General features: G+C 74.4%; 18 protein-coding genes. 9 read left to right on the top strand and 9 right to left on the bottom strand.

Annotation, left to right across the window (positions count from 1 at the left end):
- Positions 1-149: 149 nt before the first annotated feature.
- Entirely contained in the window at positions 150-1,298 is a 1,149-nt protein-coding gene (locus tag ACFYXU_RS19070; RefSeq protein ID WP_376516287.1) for a PP2C family protein-serine/threonine phosphatase, read from the bottom strand.
- A gap of 178 nt (positions 1,299-1,476) precedes the next feature.
- On the opposite strand from ACFYXU_RS19070, the gene ACFYXU_RS19065 reads away from it, so the two are divergent.
- The 3 genes from ACFYXU_RS19065 (at position 1,477) to ACFYXU_RS19055 (ending at position 3,700) form a co-directional block, all read left to right on the top strand.
- A complete protein-coding gene (locus ACFYXU_RS19065; protein WP_376516285.1) occupies positions 1,477-2,034 on the top strand; it encodes a SigE family RNA polymerase sigma factor in 558 nt (185 codons plus the stop codon).
- Positions 2,027-2,407, top strand: a complete 381-nt coding sequence (locus ACFYXU_RS19060) for a hypothetical protein (RefSeq protein WP_376516282.1) — start codon at positions 2,027-2,029, stop codon at positions 2,405-2,407. Before ACFYXU_RS19065 ends, ACFYXU_RS19060 begins: the two co-directional genes overlap by 8 nt.
- 90 nt (positions 2,408-2,497) lie before the next feature.
- Positions 2,498-3,700, top strand: a complete 1,203-nt coding sequence (locus tag ACFYXU_RS19055) for a mannosyltransferase family protein (RefSeq protein WP_389458746.1) — start codon at positions 2,498-2,500, stop codon at positions 3,698-3,700.
- A gap of 14 nt (positions 3,701-3,714) precedes the next feature.
- Here the strand turns inward: ACFYXU_RS19055 and ACFYXU_RS19050 are convergent, their stop codons facing one another.
- Positions 3,715-4,731 carry a GlxA family transcriptional regulator gene (locus tag ACFYXU_RS19050; protein ID WP_389458744.1) on the bottom strand — a complete coding sequence of 339 codons (1,017 nt, stop codon included), beginning with the start codon at positions 4,729-4,731 and terminating at the stop codon, positions 3,715-3,717.
- A gap of 126 nt (positions 4,732-4,857) precedes the next feature.
- On the opposite strand from ACFYXU_RS19050, the gene ACFYXU_RS19045 reads away from it, so the two are divergent.
- Entirely contained in the window at positions 4,858-5,781 is a 924-nt protein-coding gene (locus tag ACFYXU_RS19045; RefSeq protein WP_389458742.1) for an NADP-dependent oxidoreductase, read from the top strand.
- A gap of 76 nt (positions 5,782-5,857) precedes the next feature.
- Here ACFYXU_RS19045 and ACFYXU_RS19040 read toward each other — a convergent pair whose 3' ends face one another.
- The 3 genes from ACFYXU_RS19040 to ACFYXU_RS19030 all read right to left on the bottom strand — a co-directional run bounded on the left by ACFYXU_RS19040 (position 5,858) and on the right by ACFYXU_RS19030 (position 9,989).
- The gene (locus ACFYXU_RS19040; RefSeq protein ID WP_389458740.1) at positions 5,858-7,459 is read right to left on the bottom strand and encodes a M4 family metallopeptidase; all 1,602 of its coding nucleotides are present in this window, start codon (positions 7,457-7,459) and stop codon (positions 5,858-5,860) included.
- A 196-nt stretch (positions 7,460-7,655) separates the two neighbouring features.
- The gene (locus ACFYXU_RS19035) at positions 7,656-8,636 is read right to left on the bottom strand and encodes a LysR family transcriptional regulator (protein ID WP_389458738.1); all 981 of its coding nucleotides are present in this window, start codon (positions 8,634-8,636) and stop codon (positions 7,656-7,658) included.
- 186 nt (positions 8,637-8,822) lie between these two features.
- Positions 8,823-9,989, bottom strand: coding sequence for an alpha-hydroxy-acid oxidizing protein (locus ACFYXU_RS19030; RefSeq protein ID WP_389406018.1), 1,167 nt, complete (start codon positions 9,987-9,989; stop codon positions 8,823-8,825).
- 324 nt (positions 9,990-10,313) lie between these two features.
- Here ACFYXU_RS19030 and ACFYXU_RS19025 point away from each other — a divergent pair, with 324 nt between their 5' ends.
- Together ACFYXU_RS19025 and ACFYXU_RS19020 are read left to right on the top strand one after the other, a co-directional pair.
- The gene (locus ACFYXU_RS19025) at positions 10,314-10,934 is read left to right on the top strand and encodes a carbonic anhydrase (protein WP_376516271.1); all 621 of its coding nucleotides are present in this window, start codon (positions 10,314-10,316) and stop codon (positions 10,932-10,934) included.
- Positions 10,931-11,587 (top strand): L-threonylcarbamoyladenylate synthase, encoded by a 657-nt coding sequence (locus ACFYXU_RS19020; protein ID WP_389458736.1) that lies wholly within the window; start codon positions 10,931-10,933, stop codon positions 11,585-11,587. Before ACFYXU_RS19025 ends, ACFYXU_RS19020 begins: the two co-directional genes overlap by 4 nt.
- A gap of 424 nt (positions 11,588-12,011) precedes the next feature.
- Here the strand turns inward: ACFYXU_RS19020 and abc-f are convergent, their stop codons facing one another.
- Positions 12,012-13,640: a ribosomal protection-like ABC-F family protein gene (abc-f, locus tag ACFYXU_RS19015; protein WP_389458734.1), complete on the bottom strand. Its 1,629-nt coding sequence runs from the start codon at positions 13,638-13,640 to the stop codon at positions 12,012-12,014.
- Between the two features lie 329 nt (positions 13,641-13,969).
- Between abc-f and ACFYXU_RS19010 the strand changes: the two genes are divergently transcribed.
- From ACFYXU_RS19010 to ACFYXU_RS19000, 3 genes are all read left to right on the top strand, one after another.
- Entirely contained in the window at positions 13,970-14,869 is a 900-nt protein-coding gene (locus ACFYXU_RS19010; protein WP_389458732.1) for a GNAT family N-acetyltransferase, read from the top strand.
- A 254-nt stretch (positions 14,870-15,123) separates the two neighbouring features.
- Positions 15,124-16,671 (top strand): FadD3 family acyl-CoA ligase, encoded by a 1,548-nt coding sequence (locus tag ACFYXU_RS19005; protein WP_389458730.1) that lies wholly within the window; start codon positions 15,124-15,126, stop codon positions 16,669-16,671.
- Positions 16,672-16,684: 13 nt separating this feature from the next.
- Positions 16,685-18,343, top strand: coding sequence for a flavin-containing monooxygenase (locus ACFYXU_RS19000; protein WP_389458728.1), 1,659 nt, complete (start codon positions 16,685-16,687; stop codon positions 18,341-18,343).
- A 77-nt stretch (positions 18,344-18,420) separates the two neighbouring features.
- On the opposite strand, the gene ACFYXU_RS18995 is transcribed toward ACFYXU_RS19000, so the two are convergent.
- Genes ACFYXU_RS18995 through ACFYXU_RS18985 form a run of 3 tightly spaced genes read right to left on the bottom strand, consistent with a single transcriptional unit; the run spans position 18,421 to position 20,895 of the window.
- Positions 18,421-19,335 carry an alpha/beta hydrolase gene (locus tag ACFYXU_RS18995; protein WP_389458726.1) on the bottom strand — a complete coding sequence of 305 codons (915 nt, stop codon included), beginning with the start codon at positions 19,333-19,335 and terminating at the stop codon, positions 18,421-18,423.
- Between the two features lie 25 nt (positions 19,336-19,360).
- Positions 19,361-20,125, bottom strand: a complete 765-nt coding sequence (locus ACFYXU_RS18990) for a glucose 1-dehydrogenase (protein WP_376517726.1) — start codon at positions 20,123-20,125, stop codon at positions 19,361-19,363.
- The gene (locus tag ACFYXU_RS18985) at positions 20,125-20,895 is read right to left on the bottom strand and encodes a glucose 1-dehydrogenase (protein ID WP_361391172.1); all 771 of its coding nucleotides are present in this window, start codon (positions 20,893-20,895) and stop codon (positions 20,125-20,127) included. Before ACFYXU_RS18985 ends, ACFYXU_RS18990 begins: the two co-directional genes overlap by 1 nt.
- Positions 20,896-20,901: the final 6 nt, after the last annotated feature.

Raw genomic sequence — 20,901 nt, 5'->3', positions numbered from 1 at the left:
GCGAACGTCGTGTGAACGCGGCATGGCCGGATACCGCCCCACCGGAGACAGATGGCACAACATGCCATCTGTGCAATCCATGCAGGGCTTTCCGGGCCGTCAGGGGCCTCCGGACCGGCGGCTCCGCGGGCCGTCGACGACCTCCGGCCCTACGGCTCCGCGGGCAGCCTCTCGACCGCGACGAGTGCCGCGTCGTCGCCGAGACGGCCGCCCGCGTACGCCTCCAGATCGGCGCGCAGCCGGCCGAGCAGGGTGGGCGGATCGTCCCCGGCCCAGGCCGCGAGCCGCTCCGCCAGCGGGTAGAAGGCGCGCGTCCGGTCCCGCGCCTCCACCACCCCGTCCGTGTAGAGGAGCAGGACGTCCCCGACCCCGAAGGGGAAGGTCTCCACGGTGGCCTCCGGGGAGACGATGTCCGCGAGCCCCAGCGGAGGGCTCGACTCCGCCGTGTCGAGCGGGATGACCTTCCCGTCCCGGAGGAGCAGCGGGGGCGGGTGCCCCCGGTTCACGAGCCGCACCACCGGTTCGCGGTCGGGGATGTCCAGCACGAGCGCGGTGACGAAGGCCTCGTCCGTGTCGTCGGCCGCCCCCGGGGCGCCGGAGTCCACCCCGCCGGGGTCGCCGGCCTCCTCCTCCGTGCCCGTGCCGACCCCGGCCTCCAGGTGTCCGACGAGCTCCGGCAGCTCCCGCTCGCGCCGGGCCGTCACCCGGAAGGCGCCGAGGACGAGGGAGGCCTCGCTGATGGCGTCGAGCCCCTTGCCCCGGGCGTCGCCGATCAGCAGCCGGGTCCCGGACGCCGTGCGGGCCGCCGCGTACAGGTCGCCGCCCATCTGCATCTCCTCCTCGGCCGCGAGGTAGACCGAGGCGATGCGCAGCGGGCCCGCCCGGTGGGGCAGGGGGCGCAGCACGACGCTCTGGGCGGCGTGCGCGATCGACCGCAGCCGCGCCACCCTGCTCTCGTCCCGCTCGCGGAGATGGGCGAAGAAGGTCGCGATGACGGAGATCAGGACCAGTGCGACGATCTGGTAGGTGTGGTTGAGGTCCGTGAACGACGTCCGTACGGCCGCCACCACCGACTGGGCGGCGACGGCGACCGCCCCCACGAAGGCCGTCATCCGCGCGCCCGCGAAGGACGCCGTCACGGCGGGCGCGGCGATCAGGAACGGCCCCAGGTGCACCTCGGGGGGTACGAGCACGTCCACGACCGTGACCAGGGCGATCAGCGCGAAGGGCACGGCGAGCAGCAGCCGGCCGCCGCGCCGGGACAGGCGCGGGGCGAAGGCTCGGCGGCGGGACCCCATGGAAAAAGGCATACCTCAGGTGCCGGGGTGTGTCCTGTTGCCCGGCGGCTCCGTGCCGAGGCGTGTCCCGCGGGTCCGACCGTGTGATCACGATCACTCTGGTCCGTGGGGTTCCGTGTCAACCGGAGGACCCACGGCAGGCGTATGCGGGGTGTAGTCGGAGATCCGGGAGTGTTCGTTGACCGTCGAGGAGTTCGAAGAGTTCTACGCCCATACGGTGGCGCGGCTCACGGGCCAGCTGTACGTGATGCTGGGCGACCTGCACGAGGCGCAGGACGTCGTGCAGGAGGCCTTCGTGAAGGGCTGGGACCGGCGTCGGCAGCTCGACCGGGACGGCCGTCCCGAGGCGTGGATCCGCACGGTCGCGTGGCGGCTCGCGGTGAGCCGCTGGCGGTTCCGCCGGCGGTCGTCCGAGGCGTGGCGGCGGGGGGCGCCGCCGCCGACGGTCGAGGGCCCCGGGCCCGACCATCTGGTGCTCGTCGAGGCGCTGCGCGGCCTCCCCCAGCAGCAGCGGCGGACGCTGGCCCTGCACTACCTGTGCGACCTGAGCGTCGACCAGGTCGCCGAGGAGACCGGTCTGTCGGCCGGCACCGTCAAGACCCATCTGTCCCGCGGCCGGGCGGCGCTCGCCCACCGGATCGAGGACCCGAGGGGAACGCGCCCCGGCACCGGGGCCGAGCCGGACGCGCGTCCCCGTACCGACCGTTCGTCCAGCGAGGAGGCATCCGGTGAATGAGTCCCACGACCCGCTGAAGTCGCTCTTCGAGGAGGCCGCCGCGGCGGGCCGGGCCCGCGCCTCCTACGCTCCGGCCACCGAGATCACCGCCCGGGGCCGGCGGGCCCACCGGCGCCGCCTGGCGGTGCTGGCCGCGAGCGCGTGCCTCGTCGTGGGCGGGGCGGGCGCCGGGCTCGCCGCCCTGGTGAACGGCCCGTCCCAGCCGGTCCTGCCCGCGACGACCCCGTCGGTCGGCGGCCCGACCCCGGCCCGTACGAGCACGACCACCGAGGCCCCGTACCCCCGGCGCACCACCGCCCCGCCGCTGAGCACCTCCACCAGCGCTCCCCCGCTCGGGACCACGACCACGTCACCCCCGGGCGGCGCCGGCTAGCGCCCCACTCCACCGCGACCACGGGACCGCCCCGCGACATCGGGCCGTCCCGCGCCCCGCCACGCCCTCAGAGAGATGCGGACGACCCCGATGACCCTGCTGGACCGAGATGTCCGAGCGATACGCCCCACCGCGGCCCCGCCATCGCCGCGCCGGATCCGACCGCGTCTCGACGCGGGTGACCGTGACGTCCTCACGCTCTACCTGTTCACGCGCGTCGCCGTGCTCCTCACCGCGTACTGCACCGCCTGGCTCTTCCCGCGCGATCCCGAGGCGCACCGGCCGGGGACGTTCGCCGCCGTGGTGGGGCAGTGGGACTGGAGCCACTACCTGCACATCGCCCGCGACGGCTACTTCCCCGACGATCCCGCCGCGCGGCCGGCGGAGTGGGACAACAGGGAGGCCTTCTTCCCCGGCTTCCCCCTGGTCCTCAGGGCCTTTCAGCCGCTCGTGCGCGACTGGACCGCCACCGGGCTCCTCGTCTCCCTCGTCGCCGGGGCCGTCGCCTGCGTCGCCCTGGGCCGCGTCGCGCGGCTCGATCTCCCCGGGCTCGCGGAGGGCCGCCGGACCGTCCTGCTGCTGCTGGTGTCACCGTGCGCGGTGTTCCTCGCCGTCGGCTACACCGAGTCCCTCTTCCTCGCCTTCGCCCTGCCGGCCTGGCTCGCCGCGCGGCGCCACGACTGGCGGCTCGCCGCGCTCCTGGCGGCCGGTGCCACCACCGTGCGCGTCAGCGGGCTGTTCCTGGCCGCCGCGCTGGTCGTGCACTTCGCCCTGACGGCCCGCGCCCGGGGCGAGCTGCGGAGACTGCCGTGGCTGACGCTGCCCGCGCTGCCGCCGGTCCTCTACTCCTGGTACCTGTACGCGCACACCGGGGACGTGATGGCCTGGAAGCACGCCCAGGAGCGCGGCTGGTACCGCGCGTTCCACACCCCCTGGGAGGCGTGGGGCACCACCTGGGACGCCGCCTTCGGGCACGGCTACACCACCCCGTACGCCCTGATGTGGCAGGCCGAACTGGTCGCGATGGCGGTCGGGCTGGTGACGGTGGCCCTGCTGGTCCGCGCCCGCCGCTGGCCCGAGGCCGTGTACGTCGCGCTCAGCCTCTGGGCGCTGGGCACCTCGTACTGGTACATGTCCGTCCCGCGCGCCACCCTCCTGTGGTGGCCGCTCTGGACCGGCCTCGCCGCGTGGACGGCGCGCGGGCCCCGGCGCTCGGCCGCCTGGCTCTGCCTGTCGGTCCCGCTCTCCGTCGTCCTCGCGGTGACCTTCTTCTCGGGGCGCTGGGCGGGCTGACCCGCCGGGCCCCGCTACGACGCCCCGACGAGGGGGTCGGAGGCGCCGAACGCCCGGCGGTAGGCGGCGGGCGAGACGCCGAAGGCCGTCCGCATGTGGGCGCGCAGCGAGTTCCCCGAGCCGATGCCCGCCCGGTGCGCCACGAGGTCGATGGGGAGGTCGGTGGTCTCCAGGAGCTGCTTGGCCAGTTCCAGGCGCTGCGCCGTGAGCCACTGCACGGGGGTCATCCCGACCTCGTCCCGGAACCGCCGGGTGAAGGAGCGCAGGCTCATCCGGGCGTGGTCGGCGAGCCGGGCGAGGGTGAGCGGCTCACCGAGGTGTTCGAGGGCCCAGGCGCGCGTCGCGGTCGTACTGGCGAGGGTCGGCTCGGGCACCGGCCGGTCGATGAACTGGGCCTGTCCGCCGTCCCGCCACGGCGGTACGACGCACATGCGGGCGGCCCGGTTGGCCGCCGCGGCGCCGTGGTCGCGGCGGATCATGTGCAGGCAGAGGTCGACCCCGGCGGCCACCCCGGCCGAGGTGAGGACGTCCCCGTCGTCGACGAAGAGCACCTCCTCGTCGAGCTGGACGCGGGGGTACGCCCGCCGGAACTCGGGGGCCAGGTTCCAGTGGGTGGTGGCCGGGCGCCCGTCCAGCAGACCGGCGGCGGCGAGCACGTAGGACCCGGTGCAGATGGACACCAGGCGGGTGCCGGGCCGGATCCCGGCGATGGCCCGCGCCACCTCGGGCGGCAGCGGGCCGCCCTGCCCGAGCTCCGGCATGGCGTGCGTCGGCGGGACGACGACGGTGTCGGCGGCGACGAGCGCCTCGGGGCCCGCCGCGGGCTGCACGACGAAACCGGCGTCGCTGAGGACCGGCTCACCGTCCGCGGTGCAGACGGTCACCTCGTACAGGGGGCGGCCCCGGTCGTCCTCGGCGCTGCCGAAGACGCGCGAGGGGATGCCGAGCTCGAAGGGCGGCACGCCGGGCAGCGCGAGGACCGCGACGCGGTGGGGGCGGAGGGCCGCCGGGTGCGGGGTCGTCTCGTCCATGGCCAAATCCTGACACATAGTGGCCCGAGGGCCAACACCGTGGAGGACCGCGGGACGGGAGGGTGAACGGGTCGACGTCGGAGAGGTTCCGGCGGACACCGGTCGAGAAGGAAGAAGGCGGAGAACATGCGCGCGGTGGTCGTGGAGCAGTGGGGCGGTCCCGAGAAGCTCGTCGAGCGCGAGGTGGAGCGCCCGGAGCCGGGCCTGAACGAGGTCCTCGTGCGGGTCCACGCCGCCGGGGTGAACCCGGTGGACTGGAAGACCCGGGCGAGCGGCGGGCTCATCGAGTGGGGCGCTCCGGCCGTGGTCGGCTGGGACGTGTCCGGCACGGTCGAGGCGGTGGGGCCGGGCGTGGGCGGTCTCCGCCCGGGGGACGAGGTCTTCGGGATGCCGCTGTTCCCCCGCCAGGCGGGCGGATACGCCGAGTACGTCGTGGCACCGGCCCGTCACCTGGCCCCCAAGCCGGCGTCCCTCAGCCACGTGGAGGCCGCGGCGCTCCCGCTGGCCGCGCTCACCGCCTGGCAGGCCCTGGTCGACGCGGCGGACGTACGGCCCGGCGAGCGGGTCCTCGTGCACGCGGCGGCCGGCGGCGTGGGCCACTTCGCCGTCCAGATCGCCAAGGCGCGCGGCGCGTACGTCATCGGCACGGCCAGCGCGGCCAAGCACGGGCTGCTGCGGGAGCTCGGCGCGGACGAGGTGATCGACTACCGCGAGGCCCCGTTCGAGGACGTCGTCTCCGAGGTCGACGTCGTCCTCGACGGGCTCGGCGGCGAGACGGCCGAGCGCTCCCTGAAGGTGCTGCGGAGCGGCGGGCGGCTCATCACGCTGCCCGGCCCGGACGACGTGCCGGCCGCCCCCGACGGCGTGCGGGCCGTCTGGGTCCTGGTCGAGCCGGACCACCTCGGTCTGCGCGAGATCGCCGCCCTGGTCGAGAGCGGCGCGCTGCGTCCCGTGGTGGACACCGTCCTGCCGCTGTCCGAGGCGGCGAAGGCCCATGAGCTCGGCGAGCGCGGCCGCACGACCGGCAAGATCGTCCTGTCGGTCGTCTGACGCCGCGCCGGCCGGTCTCCCGCCCGTCGGCCGCCTCCTCGGGGAAGGCGGCCGACGGGGATCCCCCTCGGGAGCGTCAGGCGACGTTGACCGCGGTCCAGGCCTTCGCCACGGTGGCGTACTCGGTGCCGGTGGCGCCGTACAGGTCCTTCGCCGCGCTCAGGGTCGCCGCCCGCGCGCCCTTGTAGTCGGTGGTGGAGGTCATGTAGACGGTCAGCGCCCGGTACCAGATGGCGGAGGCCTTCTTGTTGCCGATGCCGGTGACGGTGGAGCCGTTGTACGTGGGGCTGTTGTAGGCGACGCCGTTGATGGTCTTGCTGCCGCTGCCCTCGCTGGCGAGGTAGAACCAGTGGTTGCCGACGCCCGAGGAGTTGTGCACGTCGAGCCGGCCCACGGACTTCGACCAGTAGTCGGCCGAGCGGCCGTCCAGGGAGGGCTTGTCCATGCGGCGCAGCCACGGCGGGGTGGACTGGTCGCTGAAGAGGTAGTCCGGGGTGTCGACCGTGTTGTTCGCGTACCACTCGACCATCGTGCCGAAGATGTCGCTGGTGGCCTCGTTGAGGCCGCCGGACTCCCCGCTGTAGCGGAGGTTGGCGGTGGCCGAGGTGACGCCGTGGGTCATCTCGTGGCCCATGGTGTCGAGGTCGACCTGCTCGGGGTCGACGCTGCCGTCGCCGTCACCGGTCATCATGCAGAAGCAGGCGTCCGACCACTGGGCGTTGTCCCAGTTGGTGCCGACGTGGACGAAGACGGTGGCGCCCCGGCCGTCGTTCTTGATGCCGCTGCGGCCGAAGGTGGACTTGTAGTAGTCGTACGTCTTCGCGGTGTTGGCGTGCGCGTCGACGGCGGCGGTGGCGCGGTCGGTGGAGAACTTCCGGCCGTCTCCCCAGATGTTGTCGGCGTCGGTGAACAGGGTGCCCGAGGAGCTGTTCAGGGACGAGGACGAGACGTTGCGCGCGTCCTTGGTGACGTGGCCGCGCACCGGGTCGATCAGGGCGAAGGTGCCGTTGGCCTGCTGGGTGGTGTCGAGGGTGATGTCCCCGGTGTACTCGGAGTGGCCGGTGGCCGTCGCCTCGCGCTCGGTGTCGTAGTTCTCGATGGAGGCGCCGGTGGTGGCGTCGGTGACGAAGACCTCGCCGTGCGGCTGGCCCTTGTCGCCCAGCCCCTGCACCGTGGTGCGCCAGGCGAGGCGCGGGGTGCCGTCGGCGGCCCACACGATCAGCTCGGGGGTGGACCGGGCCTCGTCGACGACTCCCTCGGAGCGCTTCAGGGCGCCGGCGGCGGTGCCCCTGGCGTCGATCCCGGGGGTGACGGAGGCGACGGCGACCCGGTGCGCCCTGGCGTGGGTGGAGCCCTTGAGGGAGCCGTCGGCCTTCTGGTGGACGACGAAGTCGCCGCCGACGACCGGGAGGCCGCGGTAGGTCCGCTCGAAGCGGACGTGCTGGGTGCCGTCGGCGTCGAGCACGACGTCCTTGACGTGGAGCTTCTGGCCGGCGCCGAAACCGAAGGTGGCGGCGTGCCGGTTCACGTTCGCCTCGGCCCGGGATATCGCCGTGTCGCGGGCGGAGGTGCTCCGCCGGGCCGCGTCGGGCTGCGACCAGGCCGGCACGGCCAGGGCGCCCGTGGTGATGACGGCCGCGGCGACCATCGTGGAGAGAGCAAGGAGAGGACGGGACATGACGGGGTGTTCCTTCGCTCGTCGTGGGGGGGTGACGACGTCCTGGGACGTTGACGCGAAGTGTTCACCAGGTGACATGTTCCTGACGTGATCCCAGGTGGGATACAACCGCGGGGTTATAGGGGGCGGCGCACGGGCGCACGGAAGACCGAGGAGGCGGTACGGACGGGCGGCCGGAGACCCGGGCCGGAGGGGGTCAGCCGTCCGTGCCCAGCGCGAACTCCGCTCCGCCGTCCTCCCACCAGGCGAGGTACCGGGGCCGCTCGCGCACCAGCGACAGGTACGCCGCCGACAGCCGCTCGCCGACCGCCTCGGCGAGTGCGGGCGGCACCGAGGCCGGGTTCCAGGCCAGTTGGAGCCGGCGGTGGAAGGGCACGTCCACCAGGGGCCGCTGCACGGTGCCCTGGGCGGGGACGTCGGCGCTCGGCCACACGCCGCAGACGGCGCGACGGCCGGCGACCAGGATCCGCGCCACGGAGAGGTCCGTCGTCACGTGCGCGACGCGCGGGGTGAACCCCGCCGCCTGGCACGTGAGATGGAGGTACGCGTGCACCCCGCTCTCGTCCGCCTCCGGCATGACCCACTCCTCGTCGCGCAGGTCACCCAGCCGGACCCGCTCCCGGCCCGCCAGCGGATGGTCCTCGGCGAGGAGGACGAAGACCGGCTCGCGCAGCAGCGTGCGGGTCACCACCGACTCGCCGACCGGCAGGGGGAAGCCCGGGAACTCCCCGTAGACCGCGATGTCGCACTTCGACCGGCTCAGGGCCTTCACCAGGGTGTGCACGGAACGCCTGGCGTCGATCGTGAGCCGGCTCTCCGGGACGAGTTCGAAGAGGGCCGACACCAGCAGCGAGACCAGGGGTCCGGCGGTGCCGCCCGCCCGCAGCGGCGCGACGGTCCCCGGGTCCGCCTCCGCGGCGGACCGCGCGTGCTCGCGCAGCCGGTCGAAGCCGACCACCAGGTCGCGCGCGCAGCGGAGCACGTACTGCCCGTTCTCGTTCGGCTTCACGCCCTCGGCGCTGCGGACGAAGAGCGGGCCGCCCAGCTCGTGCTCGATCCGCTTCAACTGCGCGCTCGTGGCGGGCTGCGAGAGCTGGAGGCGTGCGGCGGCCTTCCGGATGCTGCCGGCCTCGGCGACGGCGAGCAGGACACGGAGGTGCCGGAACTCGAGCTGCATGAACATTCCCCGCTCAGGGCGCAGGGCCCCTGCGCACCCCCCGTGACCAGCAGAACCAGCTGCCCGAAAGCATGGTGACCAAGATCCGACGGGGCTCTCGACGCGGCAACCACGGGCGGGCAAAATCTGCCGGCCCGGCGCCCGGTCCCCTCCGGCGTGACCGGGCCCTGCCCGTGATCAGAGGAGTCAGAGGCGTACGAGTGCCTCGCGGGTGAGGTCCGACAGCGCCGGATAGCCGTCCACGGCCATGATCAGGTCGGCCTCGGCGAGCAGCGACCGCAGGACGTGGACGACGCCGTCCGTACCGCCGAGCGCGAGCCCGTAGGCGTACGGGCGGCCGACGCCGACGGCGGTGGCGCCGAGGGCGAGGGCCTTGACCACGTCCGCGCCGCTGCGGACACCGGAGTCGAAGAGGACGGGCAGGCCGTCGGCCGCGTCGACCACGGCGGGCAGCGCGTCCAGCGCGGGCAGACCGCCGTCGGCCTGGCGGCCGCCGTGGTTGGAGCAGTAGATCCCGTCGACCCCGCCGTCCCTGGCGCGGCGGACGTCCTCCGGGTGGCAGAGGCCCTTCAGGATGATCGGGAGGTCCGTCAGGGACCGGAGCCAGGGCAGGTCGTCCCAGGTCAGCGGGTTCCCGAAGACGCTCACCCACTCCAGGACCGCCGCGCCCGGGTCCTCCTCGGGCGCCTTCGCGAGGCGGGCCCGGAAGACCGGGTCGCTGAGGTAGTTGGCGAGGCAGTGGCCGCGCAGCTGCGGGAAGTTGCTCGCGGCCAGGTCGCGCGGGCGCCAGCCGGTGACCCAGGTGTCGAGGGTGACGACGACGCCCTTGAATCCGGCCGCCTCCGCGCGGTGGACCAGGCTGGCGGCCAGGTCCCGGTCGGTGGGCGTGTAGAGCTGGAAGAAGCCGGGGGTGTCACCGAACTCGGCGGCCACCCGCTCCAGCGGATCGACGGTCAGCGTGGAGGCCACCATCGGCACGCCGGTGCGGGCGGCGGCCCGGGCGGTGGCCAGGTCGCCGTGGCCGTCCTGGGCACAGAGCCCGATCACCCCCACGGGCGCCATGAAGAGCGGCGAGGGCAGGGTGAGGCCGAAGAGGTCCACCGTCATGTCCCGGCGGCTCGCGCCGACCATCATCCGCGGGTACAGGCCCCACCGCTCGAAGGCCCGGACGTTGGCGCGCTGGGTGAACTCGTCCCCGGCGCCCCCGGCCACGTAGGAGAGGACCGACGGCGGGAGCGCGCCCCGGGCCTTCGCCTCCAGGTCCGCGTAGGTCATCGGCAGGTCGGGGGTCACCCCGCCGAGGCCGTTGAGGTAGATCTCGTTCTGGTAGTCGCCGAACTGCGGGTGCGTCATGGCGTGTCTTCCTGTGAGGAGGGTCGGCCCACGGGGGCGTGCCTCCGGCGGAACCGCTCGGCGACCCCGACGGAGATCCGCGTCGCGCAGGCTACCCCGGGGCGGGGTCGCCCGGACGGCTGAACCGGGACCGGGGGTCCGGACGCCCCGAGGTGGACGCCCGGACGGCGGGGACCGCGCGCGGGCGGCGCGGGACCGGCGCGCGGGCGGGCGGATCCGCGGGCGGGCACGGCGGGATCCGGGCACGGGTTCCGCGGCCCGCGCGCCGACCTGCGCCGGGACCGGCCGGAGGCGGGCCGGGAGCGGCTCGTTACAGTGGGTGGCATGCCTCGTACCTCTCCTGCCGTCGCCCTCGACGCCCTGCTGTCCGGCAACAAGCGCTTCGTCGCCGGGACGCCCGAACACCCCAACCAGGACGCCGCGCGCCGCGCGCAGCTCGCACCCGGGCAGGAGCCGTTCGCGGTCATCCTCGGGTGCTCCGACTCGCGGCTCGCGGCGGAGATCATCTTCGACCAGGGACTCGGTGACCTGTTCGTCGTGCGCACCGCGGGTCACGTGCTGGGCGCCGAGGTGCTGGGCAGCGTCGAGTACGCCACGAGCGTGCTCGGCTGCCGGCTGGTCGTCGTCCTCGGCCACGACTCGTGCGGCGCCGTCGCCGCCGCCCGCAGCGCGGTGGAGGACGGTCTTCCGGCGGTCGGCTTCGTCCGGGACGTGGTGGAGCGCGTGACGCCGAGCGTGCTGGCGGCCCGCGCGGCCGGCCTGACCGAGGACAGCGACATCATCGACGAGCACATAAGGCACACGGTGCAGCTGCTCATGGACCGCTCCCGGGTCCTGTCGGATCAGGTGCAGGGGGGCGAGGTGGCGGTCGTCGGACTGGCGTACCAGCTCGCCGAGGGCAGCGCCCGCCTGGTGACCTCGCACGGCGTCGAGGACGCCACGTGAGCGGCCCCGCGGCGCGCCGCTTCGACTGCGCGGACGCGGCGGAGCGGTCGGCCGGCATCGAGGCGGCGGTGGCGGCCCTCGGGGAGGGGCGTCTCGTCGTCCTCCCGACCGACACCGTCTACGGCATCGGCGCGGACGCGTTCGATCCCCGGGCCGTGGCCGGTCTGCTGGCCGCGAAGGGGCGCGGGCGGCACAAGCCGTCCCCCGTGCTCGTCGGCTCCAAGGAGGCGCTCGACGACCTGGTCGCCGAGCTGCCGAAGACGGCGGAGGACCTGATCGGGGCGTTCTGGCCGGGCGGTCTGACACTGGTGCTCCGGCACCGGCCCTCCCTGGCCTGGGACCTGGGCGAGACCGGCGGCACGGTGGCCGTCCGGATGCCCGACCACGCCCTCGCCCTGGACCTGCTGGCCTCGGCCGGTCCGATGGCCGTCTCCAGCGCGAACCTCACGGACCGGCCGTCGCCCGAGGACTGCAACGCGGCCCTCGGGATGCTCGGCGACTCGGTGGCCGTGTACCTCGACGGCGGGCGGACCGCCGGGCCGCTGTCCTCGTCGATCGTCGACCTGACGGGCGACGTCCCGGTCCTCGTCCGGGAGGGCGTCCTGTCCGCCGAGGTGCTCCGCACGGTCGTGCCCGCGCTCGTCGCGCGCTGACCGCCCTGCCGACCGCTCCCGGCCCCTGAGGGGTCGGGAGCGGTCGCGCGTCCGGCCGACGCACGTCCCCGGGCGGCCGCTCCCGCGTCTCCGGGGTCAGGAGCGGTCGCGCTTCCGGGCGCTGGGCACGTCCAGGCGGTCGCCGGGGAACGGCTCCGGGCCCAGGAGCAAGTCGCGCCTCCGGTCGGCGTGGATGTCCGGACGGCCGCTCCCGCGCCTCCGGAGTCAGGAGCGGTCCCGCCGCCGGGCGCTGGGCACGTCCACGCGGTCGCCGGGGAACCACTCCGGGCCCGGGGGCAAGGCACGTCGCGCCTCCGGCCGTCGTGGATCTTCGGACGGCCGCTCCCGCGTCTCCGGGGTCAGGAGCGGTCGCGCGTCCGGCCGCTGCGCACGTCCACGCGGTCGCAGGGAGACCTGTGCGGGATCAGGAGCGGTCGCGCCTCCGGCCGGCGTGGATCTCCAGGCGGTCGCCGGGGAACCTCTCGCGGAAGCCCCGGTCGTGGGAGACCGCGACGACCGCTCCCGGATAGCCTGCGAGCGCCGTCTCCAGGTCCTCGACGAGGTCCGGCGCGATGTGGTTCGTCGGCTCGTCGAGGACCAGGAGGTCCGCGGGCCGGGTCACCAGCCGGGCGATCTGGAGGCGCCGCCGCTGGCCGACGGACAGCGCCTCGACCCGGACCTCCAGGTCCTGCTCGCGGAACAGGCCCAGGGCGAGGAGCTGTGCGGTGTGCTCCTCCGGCGGTCCCGGACGGCCGGCCGCGAAGGCGGCGAGCAGCGGGAGCCGGAGGGAGTGCGCGGGCAGCTCCTGCGCGAGGTAACCGATCCGCGCGGGGCGGCGGACCGTGCCCGCGTCCGGTTCGAGATCGCCCGCGAGGACCCGTAGCAGGGTGGTCTTGCCCGCACCGTTCCCGCCCGTGACCAGCAGCCGCTGACCCGGGTCGACGGCCAGCGGGCCGTCCAGGCGCAGCCGGTCGCCGACGGTGACCCCGTGCAGCTCGGCGAGGGGACCGTCGCCGGGGTCCGTGCCGTCCGCCGTGAGCGGTGTCGCGGTGAACCGCAGCGGTTCGGGGGGCGCCGCCACCGGCTCGCGCCGCAGGAGGGCGAGGCGCTCCCGGACCGCCCGGACCTGTCCGCCGAGCTTCGCCTCGTGGGAGCGGCGGTGCTTGCCGAAGCCCTGCCCCGGGTCCTTTCCGGTCGTGGCGAGCCGCCGCCCGGCGGCTTCGAGCAGCTCCTCGGTGCGGGCCGTCTCCAGGAGCCAGGCCGCGTGCTCCTGCTCGGCGCGGCGGCGGGCCGCGGCCTTCGCCGCCCGGTAGCCGGCCCAGCCGTCCCCGTACCGCCGCACGGTCCTCGTGTCCCGGTCCACCTCCAGGACGGTGGTGGCGACGCGCTCCAGGAAGCCCCGGTCGTGCGTGACGGCGACGACGGTGCCTCGGTGGGCGCGCAGCCGTTCCTCCAGCCAGCGCACGGCCGACGCGTCGAGGTGGTTGGTCGGCTCGTCCAGGAGCAGGAGCTCCGGGGCGGCGGCGAGGACCCCGGCGAGCGCGAGGCGGGACCGCTCGCCGCCGGAGAGCGAGCCGAGCTCGCGGTCGCGGCCGATCCCGGCGAGCCCCAGGCCGTGCAGGGCGGCGTCGACGCGGGCGTCCGCCTCGTATCCGCCGCGCTCCTCGTAGGCGGTGAGCAGTTCGCCGTACGCGGTGAGCTCCTCCGGCGACGCCGTGCCGAGGCCCTCCTCCGCACGGCGCAGCCGGTCCTCCATGGCGCGGAGTTCGTGGAGGGCGAGGTCGACGGCGTCCTGCACGGTGCGGTCCGCCGCGAGGTCGAGGGTCTGGCCGAGATGACCGGTGCCGCCGGGGAATTCGACGGTGACCTCCCCGGTGTCCGGGGTCTCGGCGGCGGCGAGCAGCCGCAGGAGGGTGGATTTTCCGGAGCCGTTCTCACCGACGACGGCAGCCCTCTCGCCCGGGCGGACGGTGAAGGTGACCTGGTCGAGGACGGTTCGGAGGCTGTAGGACTTGGTGACGTCCTTGACGGCGAGTTGTGCGCGTGCACGCATGGCGGAACTTCCTGAGTCGGGGTGTCGAGGGACAGCGGGTACGGCGGCGACGGCCGTGCCCGGACTCAGAGGAAGTAGTGGTGGCGCATGGCCCCACCGTAGAAGACGAGACGTTTCGTCTGCATCCCCTTTTCCGTACAGGGGGGCCCGGAAATCCGTGGACGTGCCCGAGGAAGATCGCCTACGGTGTGGCTTCACGCCCTGACACCTCAGGAAGGAGGCGAGTGCCGTGCAGTCCACACCTTTCCCGCGCTCCCTCTTCCGCTGTCCCGGCGTGGTCCGACCGTTCTGACCGGGAGCGCTCCGCACAGCCTTTCCCGGAGGAATCCATGACCGGTCCGGTCATCCGCACGCTCTCCGCGAGCGACGCCCCGCTCTTCGACGCACTGCCCGACCCCCTGGGCGCCCGCGAGGGCCATCGGCTCACCCGCTTCCGTCCCGACTGGAAGCGCGTCGCCCTGCGCGACGGCCGGGTCGTCGCGCGCGGCGCCTGGTGGGGCGGCCCCGACGACGCGGAGCCCGTCAACATCAACTGGTTCGACGTGGCCGAGGGCGAGGAGGAGGCCGGGGCCGCCCTCCTGCGGTCCGCCCCCTGGCAGGTCGAACTGGAGATCAACCTGCCCGCCGACTGGCGGGAGACGCCCGGCCTGCGCGCCGCCGCCGAGGCGCGTTTCGCCGCCGCGCGCGCCGCGGGGTACGCACCCCTCGTGGAACGCCTCCTGTACCGCTGGACCCCGGAGCGGGGTCTGCCGGAGCGGCCCGGACGCCTGCGCTTCTCCGCCGAACCCGACGACGGCGTGTTCTTCGACGCCCTGCGCCGCATCCACTCCGCCACCCTGGACGCCCACGCGCTCCGGGCCGTCGCGGAGGGCGGTCTCGACCAGGCCGCCCGGGAGGAACTCGCCTTCTTCCACTGGTGCCCCTCCCCCCGGGAGTGGTGGCAGACCGCGCACACGCCGGAGGGCGACCTGGTGGGCATCCACATCCCGGCCCACAACCCCTCGGGCCCGGTGATCGGCTTCATCGGGGTCGTCCCGGAGCACCGCGGCCGGGGCTACGCCTTCGACCTCCTCGTGGAGTGCGCCCACGTCCTCGTCGCGGAGGGCGCGGAGTCCATCGGCGCGGCCACCGACCGGGGCAACGTCCCCATGGCCGCGAACTTCGCGCGGGCCGGCTTCCCGGTGGTCAGGGAACGCGTCAACCTCCACCCGGCGGGCCGAACGGTCTAGCCACGCGCGGTACTTGGTGAGCGAGCAGCCCGGTCCTCGGTGAGGGGCGGGCCGCTCGTCCGCGCCCGGGGCCCCGCTCGCGAGTGCCCCGCAGGCTGCTCCCACTCCCACTCCCAAGAATTGACGTCACCTTCCCGGTGAGCGGGAATCGGCCCCTGCGCCCGGACCTCCCTCCCTGACAGGCTCCGATCCGCTGTGGTTCCACCGCCCGCGCCCCGCCGGGGGACGGGGCAGCAGGGAGGACGTGACAGATCATGAGGGGCGCGCAGACCATCGCCCGGCTCGCGGACTGGGCCGCGGAGCGGTACGGGGATGAGGAGGCCCTCGTCTTCGGCGAGGAGCGCTGGACGTTCGCGGACCTGCGCGAGCGGGTCGACCGGGCGGCCCGCGCGGTGATCGCGCGGGGGGTGCGCCCGGGCGAGTCGGTCGCGGTGTGGGCGCCCAACAGCGCGCGCTGGGTGGTGGCCGCGCTCGGCGCGGTGGCGGCCGGAGCGGTGCTGGTCCCGGTGAACACGCGCTACAAGGCGGCCGAGGCCGCCGACATCCTGCGCCGGTCCCGCACCCGGCTGCTGTTCACCGAGCACGACTTCCTGGGGACGGACTACCGGGCGCTGCTCGCGGAGTCGGGTGAGGAACTCCCGCTCCTGGCGGGGACGGTGACCCTGCACTCCGCCGACTGGCCGGCGTTCCTGTCGGGCGCGGACGGGGTGAGCGCCGAGGAACGGCTGGCCCGCACGGCCGCCGTGGACCCCGACGACACCGCCGACATCCTCTTCACCTCCGGCACCACCGGCCGCCCCAAAGGCGTGCCCACCACCCACGGGCAGAACCTGCGCGTGTACGACGCCTGGGCCCGCACGGTCACGCTCCGGCGCGGCGACCGCTACCTGCTCGTCAATCCCTTCTTCCACACCTTCGGCTACAAGGCCGGCGTCCTCGCCTGTCTGCTGCACGGGGCCACGATCCTGCCGGAGCGGGTGTTCCACGCGGACACCGTGCTCCGCCGGATGGAGGAGGAGCGGATCTCCGTCCTGACCGGCGCGCCGACGGTCTTCACCTCGCTCATCCACCATCCCCGGCGCGCGGCGCACGACCTGAGCGCGATGCGGATGGCGGTCACGGGCGCGGCCAACATCCCGACCGCGCTGATCGAGGAGATCAGGGCGAACCTCGGTGCGCGGAGCGTCAGTACGGCCTACGGACTGACCGAGTCCACGGGCGTGGTCGCGATCTGCCCGCCGCACGAGTCGCCCCGGACGCTGGCACGGACCTCCGGGAAGGCGCTGGAGGGCACGGAGCTGCGCATCGACGCGCCGCCCGGGGAGCCGGGCGAGATCCTCACCCGCGGCGGGCACGTGATGCGGGGCTACCTCGACGACCCGGAGGCCACCGCGCGGGCCGTCGACGCGGACGGCTGGCTGCACACGGGGGATGTCGGGGTGCTCGACGAGCGCGGCTTCCTGAGGATCACCGACCGGCTGAAGGACATGTTCGTGGTGGGCGGGTTCAACGTGTACCCGGCCGAGGTGGAGCAGGTGCTGCGCGGTCACCCCGACGTCCTGGAGGCGGCGGTCGTCGGCGCGCCCGACCCCCGGCTCGGGGAGGTCGGCGTCGCGTACGTCGTGGCGGCGGCCGGGGCCCCGGTCGACGCGGCGGGGCTGACCTCGTACACGCGCGAGCGGCTGGCCAACTTCAAGGTCCCGCGCGCCTTCCACACCCTTGCCGCCCTCCCCCACAACGCGGCGGGCAAGGTCGACAAGAAGGCGCTGCGGCGGTCGGCGGAGAACACCACCACCCGATGAGGAGAGTACGAACGTGAACGACAGCAAGATCCAGTCCGGCGGTGCCGTCGATGCCGTCGGTGTTGTCGATGTGGTCGATGTGGTCGATGTGGTCGTCGTCGGAGCGGGCGTCACCGGCCTGTACGCCGTGCACCGGCTGCGCGGTCTCGGTCTCGCCGTGCGCGGCTTCGAGCGGGGCGAGGACGTGGGCGGCGTCTGGTACTGGAACCGCTACCCCGGCGCCCGCTGCGACGTGGAGTCCGTGGACTACTCGTACTCCTTCGACGAGGAGCTCCAGCAGGAATGGGACTGGAGCGAGAAGTACGCGACGCAGCCGGAGATCGTCCGCTATCTGCGCCATGTCGCCGACCGCTTCGACCTGCGCCGCAGCTACTCCTTCGGCACCTCCGTGACCTCGGCCGAGCTGGACGAGGAGACCCTGCGCTGGACCGTCCGCACGGACGCCGGAGAGGTGGTGTCGGCCCGGTTCTGCGTGTTCGCCGTCGGGTGCCTCTCCAGCGCCCACGTGCCGGACATCCCGGGGGCCGGCGACTTCGCCGGCGCGATCCACCACACCGGCGCCTGGCCGCACGGGGGCGTAGACTTCGCGGGACAGCGCGTCGGCGTGATCGGCACCGGCTCCTCCGGCATCCAGGCGATCCCGCTGATCGCCGAGCAGGCGGCGCACCTCACCGTCTTCCAGCGCAGCGCCAACTTCAGCATCCCCGCGGGCAACAGCCCTCTGGACGACGAGACGCGCCGGCGGCAGAAGGCCGGCTACGCCGAGCGGCGGCGCCTGTCGCGGCTGAGCGGCGGCGGCTCGCCGCACGCGGCGCACCCGTCTCCCACCTTCGCGGTCTCCCCCGAGGAGCGGCGGGCCGCGTTCGAGGAGCGGTGGGAGCTCGGTGGGGTCCTGTACTCGAAGACCTTCCCGGACCAGCTCACCGACCGCGCGGCCAACGCCGAGGCGCGGGCGTTCTGGGAGGAGAAGGTCCGCGCGCTCATCGAGGACCCGGCGGACGCCGACCTGCTGGTGCCCACGGACCACCCGATCGGCACGAAGCGGATCGTCACGGACTCGGACTACTACGAGACCTTCAACCGTGACGACGTGCGGCTCGTGGGCCTGCGGGAGAATCCGATCGAACGGATCGACGGTGGCGGGGTCGTGCTGTCCGACGGGACCCGGGTGGAGCTGGACGCGATCGTGTTCGCGACCGGGTTCGACGCGATGACCGGCGCGCTCGACCGGGTGGACGTCCGGGGGCGCGGCGGGCGGAGCCTGAAGGAGGCCTGGAGCGGCGGTCCCCGCACCTATCTGGGTCTGGGCGTCGACGGCTTCCCGAACCTGTTCAGCCTGACGGGCGCGGGCAGCCCGTCCGTCATGGCCAACGTCGTGCTCTGCGCCGAGCAGCACGGCGACTGGCTGGGCGACTGCCTGCGCCATCTCGACGAGCACGGCTACCGGGCGATCGAGGCGAGCGCGGAGGCCGTCGAGCAGTGGGTGGCGCAGTGCCGCGACCGGGCGGCGGCCACGCTGTTCCCGGAGGCCGACTCCTGGTACCTGGGGGCCAACATCCCGGGGAAGCCGCGGGTGTTCATGCCGTTCATCGGTGGCTTCGGGCTGTACGGGGAGATCATCGCGGACGTCGCGGCCTCGGGATACAAGGGGTTCGAGCTGATACGCGGCTGACCCGGGCCGCCGCGCGCGTACGCCCCGCCCCTCACGCGATCGGTGAGGGGCGGGGCGTACGCGCGCGTGGCGGCGGATCAGGGCGCGGCGAGGGCCCGGCGCAGGGCGGCGAAGGCGGTCGCGCGGGCCTCGGCCGCCTCGGGCAGGGCGCCCGCCATGGAGAGGAAGCCGTGGAACATCCCGGCGTGGTGCCGGGCCTCCACGGGGACTCCGGCGGCGGCGAGGACCTCCGCGTACGCCAGGCCGTCGTCGCGCAGCGGGTCGAAGCCGGCGGTGACGAGCTGGGCCGGCGGGAGCCCGGAGAGGTCGCCGCCCGCGAGGGGTGCCGCGTAGGGGCTGGTGCGGTCGACGGGGGACGACAGATAGCCGTCCCAGTACCAGCGCAGGTGGTCGGCGGTGAGGAAGTACCCCTGGGCGTTCTCGCGGTGCGAGGGGCGCGAGCGGGTGGGGTCGAGCATCGGGTAGTAGAGCGCCTGGCAGACGATCTCGGGGCCTCCCCGGTCGCGGGAGAGCAGCGTGAGGACGGTGGCGAGGTTCGCGCCCGCGCTGTCCCCGGCGACGGCGAGGCGGCGCCCGGGGAACGTCGCCGCCGTCCAGAGGAGGGCCGTGTAGGCGTCCTCGGGGGCGGCGGGGAAGGGGTGTTCGGGGGCGCGGCGGTAGTCGACGGAGACGACCGTCGCGTCCGTGGCGAGGGCGAGGGAGCGGCAGAAGGCGTCGTGGCTGTCGAGGTCGCAGAGGACGAAGCCGCCCCCGTGACAGAAGACGATCACGGGGGCGGTCTCGTGGACGCCCGGGTCGTAGACGCGGACGGGCACGCCGTCGGCGTCCTCGTCCGTGACGCGTGCGACGGGCGGCGGGGCGGCGGCCGGTCCGGAGCGGGCGGCGAAGAAGGCGCGCACCTCGGCGATGTCCGTCATCTCGGTCGCCAGCGGCGGGAATCCGGCGGTGGCCAGGTCGATGACGGCCTGGACGTCGGGGGCGGGCCGGTTCACGCGCCGGCTCCCTTCGGGGTGCGGTTCACTGGTGCTCTCCCTTCGGTGCGAGGGCCGGCATGCGGCCCGCCGACGCGCCGCCGTCCACGGCGAGTTCGGCGCCGGACAGGTACGAGGACTCGTCGGAGGCGAGGAAGGCGACGAGGCGGGCGACCTCCTCGGGCTCCCCGACCCGGCCGAGCGGCGCGGCGGGATGGTCCTTGGTGCCCAGGTGGGCGGTCATGGCCGTGGCGATGGCGCCGGGGTGGACGGAGTTGACCCGGATGCCGTCCCCGCCGAGTTCCAGGGCGGCCGTCCTGGTGAGGCCGCGCAGGCCCCACTTGGCTGCCCCGTAGGCGCCGTGGCCCCAGATGCCCTGGAGGCCGGCCTGCGAGGAGATGTTGACCACGGACCCCCCGCCGCCCGCCCGCATCGCGGGGGCGACGGCGCGGATCCCGAGGAACGGGCCGACGAGGTTGACCCGGAGGATCGTCTCCAGGCGGGCGGGGTCCTCCTCGGTGATGAGCGCGGTGGAGTAGACGGCGGCGTTGTTGACGAGGACGTCGAGCCGTCCGAAGGCGTCCAGGGCGGTGTCCACGGCGGCCGCCCAGGACGTCTCGTCGGTGACGTCGTGCCGTACGAAGCGGGCCGCGGCGCCGAGGGAGGCGGCCGTCGCCTCGCCCTCCGCCGCCAGGACGTCGGTGAGGACGACCTTCGCGCCGAGGGCGGCGAAGAGCCGGGCCTCGGCCTCGCCCATGCCGCGTGCCGCGCCGGTGACCAGCGCGACCTTTCCTGTCAGGTCGACGGGCATCAGAGCGTCTCCTTCTTCGGTCGCGGGACCGGGCCGGCCGTCCAGCCGCCGTCGACGGCCAGTTCGGCGCCCGTGACATACGAGGCGGCGTCGGAGAGCAGGAAGGCGACGGCCCGCGCGATCTCCAGGGGCTCGCCGACCCGGCCCATGGGTGTGTCCGGGTACTTTCCCTCTCCCCGCTCGATGCCCACGTGGGCCGTCATCGGGGTGTGGATCATGCCGGGGTGGACGGAGTTGACGCGGATCCGGTCGGCCGCGAGCTCCACGGCGCCGAGTCTGGTGAGCCCGCGCACCCCCCACTTGGCCGCGCCGTACCCAGCGGTCCCGGCCAGGCCCATGAGGCCGGCGGCGGAGGAGACGTTGACGACGGAGCCGCCGCCGTTCTCCCGCATCGCCGGGATCACGGCCCGCAGGCCGAGGAACACGCCCGTGAGGTCGATGTCGAGGACGCGGCGGAAGTCCTCGGGCGTCTGCTCCTCCAGGCGGTGGGAACCGCCGGAGATCCCGGCGTTGTTGACGAGCCCGTCCACCCGTCCGAAGGCGGTCGCGGTGAAGTCGACGACCGCGCGCCAGTCGTCCTCGGAGGTCACGTCGTGGCGCAGGAACCGGGCGCGGTCGCCGAAGCGCTCCGCCGCGGCCCGGCCCTCGTCCTCCCGTACGTCGGTGAGGACGACCCGGGCGCCGCACTCGACGGCGACCCGGCCGGCCTCCGCGCCGATGCCCCGGGCCCCACCGGTGATGATCACCGTCCTGCCGCGCAGGTCCGTCACGGGGGC

The sequence above is a fragment of the Streptomyces sp. NPDC002232 genome, assembly GCF_042890295.1.
Classification (GTDB): Bacteria; Actinomycetota; Actinomycetes; order Streptomycetales; family Streptomycetaceae; genus Streptomyces.
This window is presented reverse-complemented; position numbering and strand designations above follow the sequence as displayed.

Bases quoted from the DNA above. Each gene is read 5' to 3' on its own strand.
- ACFYXU_RS19040 (WP_389458740.1), bottom strand. From the start codon at position 7,459: ATGTCCCGTCCTCTCCTTGCTCTCTCCACGATGGTCGCCGCGGCCGTC.
- ACFYXU_RS19050 (WP_389458744.1), bottom strand. From the start codon at position 4,731: ATGGACGAGACGACCCCGCACCCGGCGGCCCTCCGCCCCCACCGCGTC.
- ACFYXU_RS19030 (WP_389406018.1), bottom strand. From the start codon at position 9,989: ATGACGCACCCGCAGTTCGGCGACTACCAGAACGAGATCTACCTCAAC.
- ACFYXU_RS19055 (WP_389458746.1), top strand. From the start codon at position 2,498: ATGACCCTGCTGGACCGAGATGTCCGAGCGATACGCCCCACCGCGGCC.
- ACFYXU_RS19010 (WP_389458732.1), top strand. From the start codon at position 13,970: ATGACCGGTCCGGTCATCCGCACGCTCTCCGCGAGCGACGCCCCGCTC.
- ACFYXU_RS19045 (WP_389458742.1), top strand. From the start codon at position 4,858: ATGCGCGCGGTGGTCGTGGAGCAGTGGGGCGGTCCCGAGAAGCTCGTC.
- ACFYXU_RS19035 (WP_389458738.1), bottom strand. From the start codon at position 8,636: ATGCAGCTCGAGTTCCGGCACCTCCGTGTCCTGCTCGCCGTCGCCGAG.
- ACFYXU_RS19005 (WP_389458730.1), top strand. From the start codon at position 15,124: ATGAGGGGCGCGCAGACCATCGCCCGGCTCGCGGACTGGGCCGCGGAG.
- ACFYXU_RS18990 (WP_376517726.1), bottom strand. From the start codon at position 20,125: ATGCCCGTCGACCTGACAGGAAAGGTCGCGCTGGTCACCGGCGCGGCA.
- abc-f (WP_389458734.1), bottom strand. From the start codon at position 13,640: ATGCGTGCACGCGCACAACTCGCCGTCAAGGACGTCACCAAGTCCTAC.
- ACFYXU_RS19025 (WP_376516271.1), top strand. From the start codon at position 10,314: ATGCCTCGTACCTCTCCTGCCGTCGCCCTCGACGCCCTGCTGTCCGGC.
- ACFYXU_RS19070 (WP_376516287.1), bottom strand. From the start codon at position 1,298: ATGGGGTCCCGCCGCCGAGCCTTCGCCCCGCGCCTGTCCCGGCGCGGC.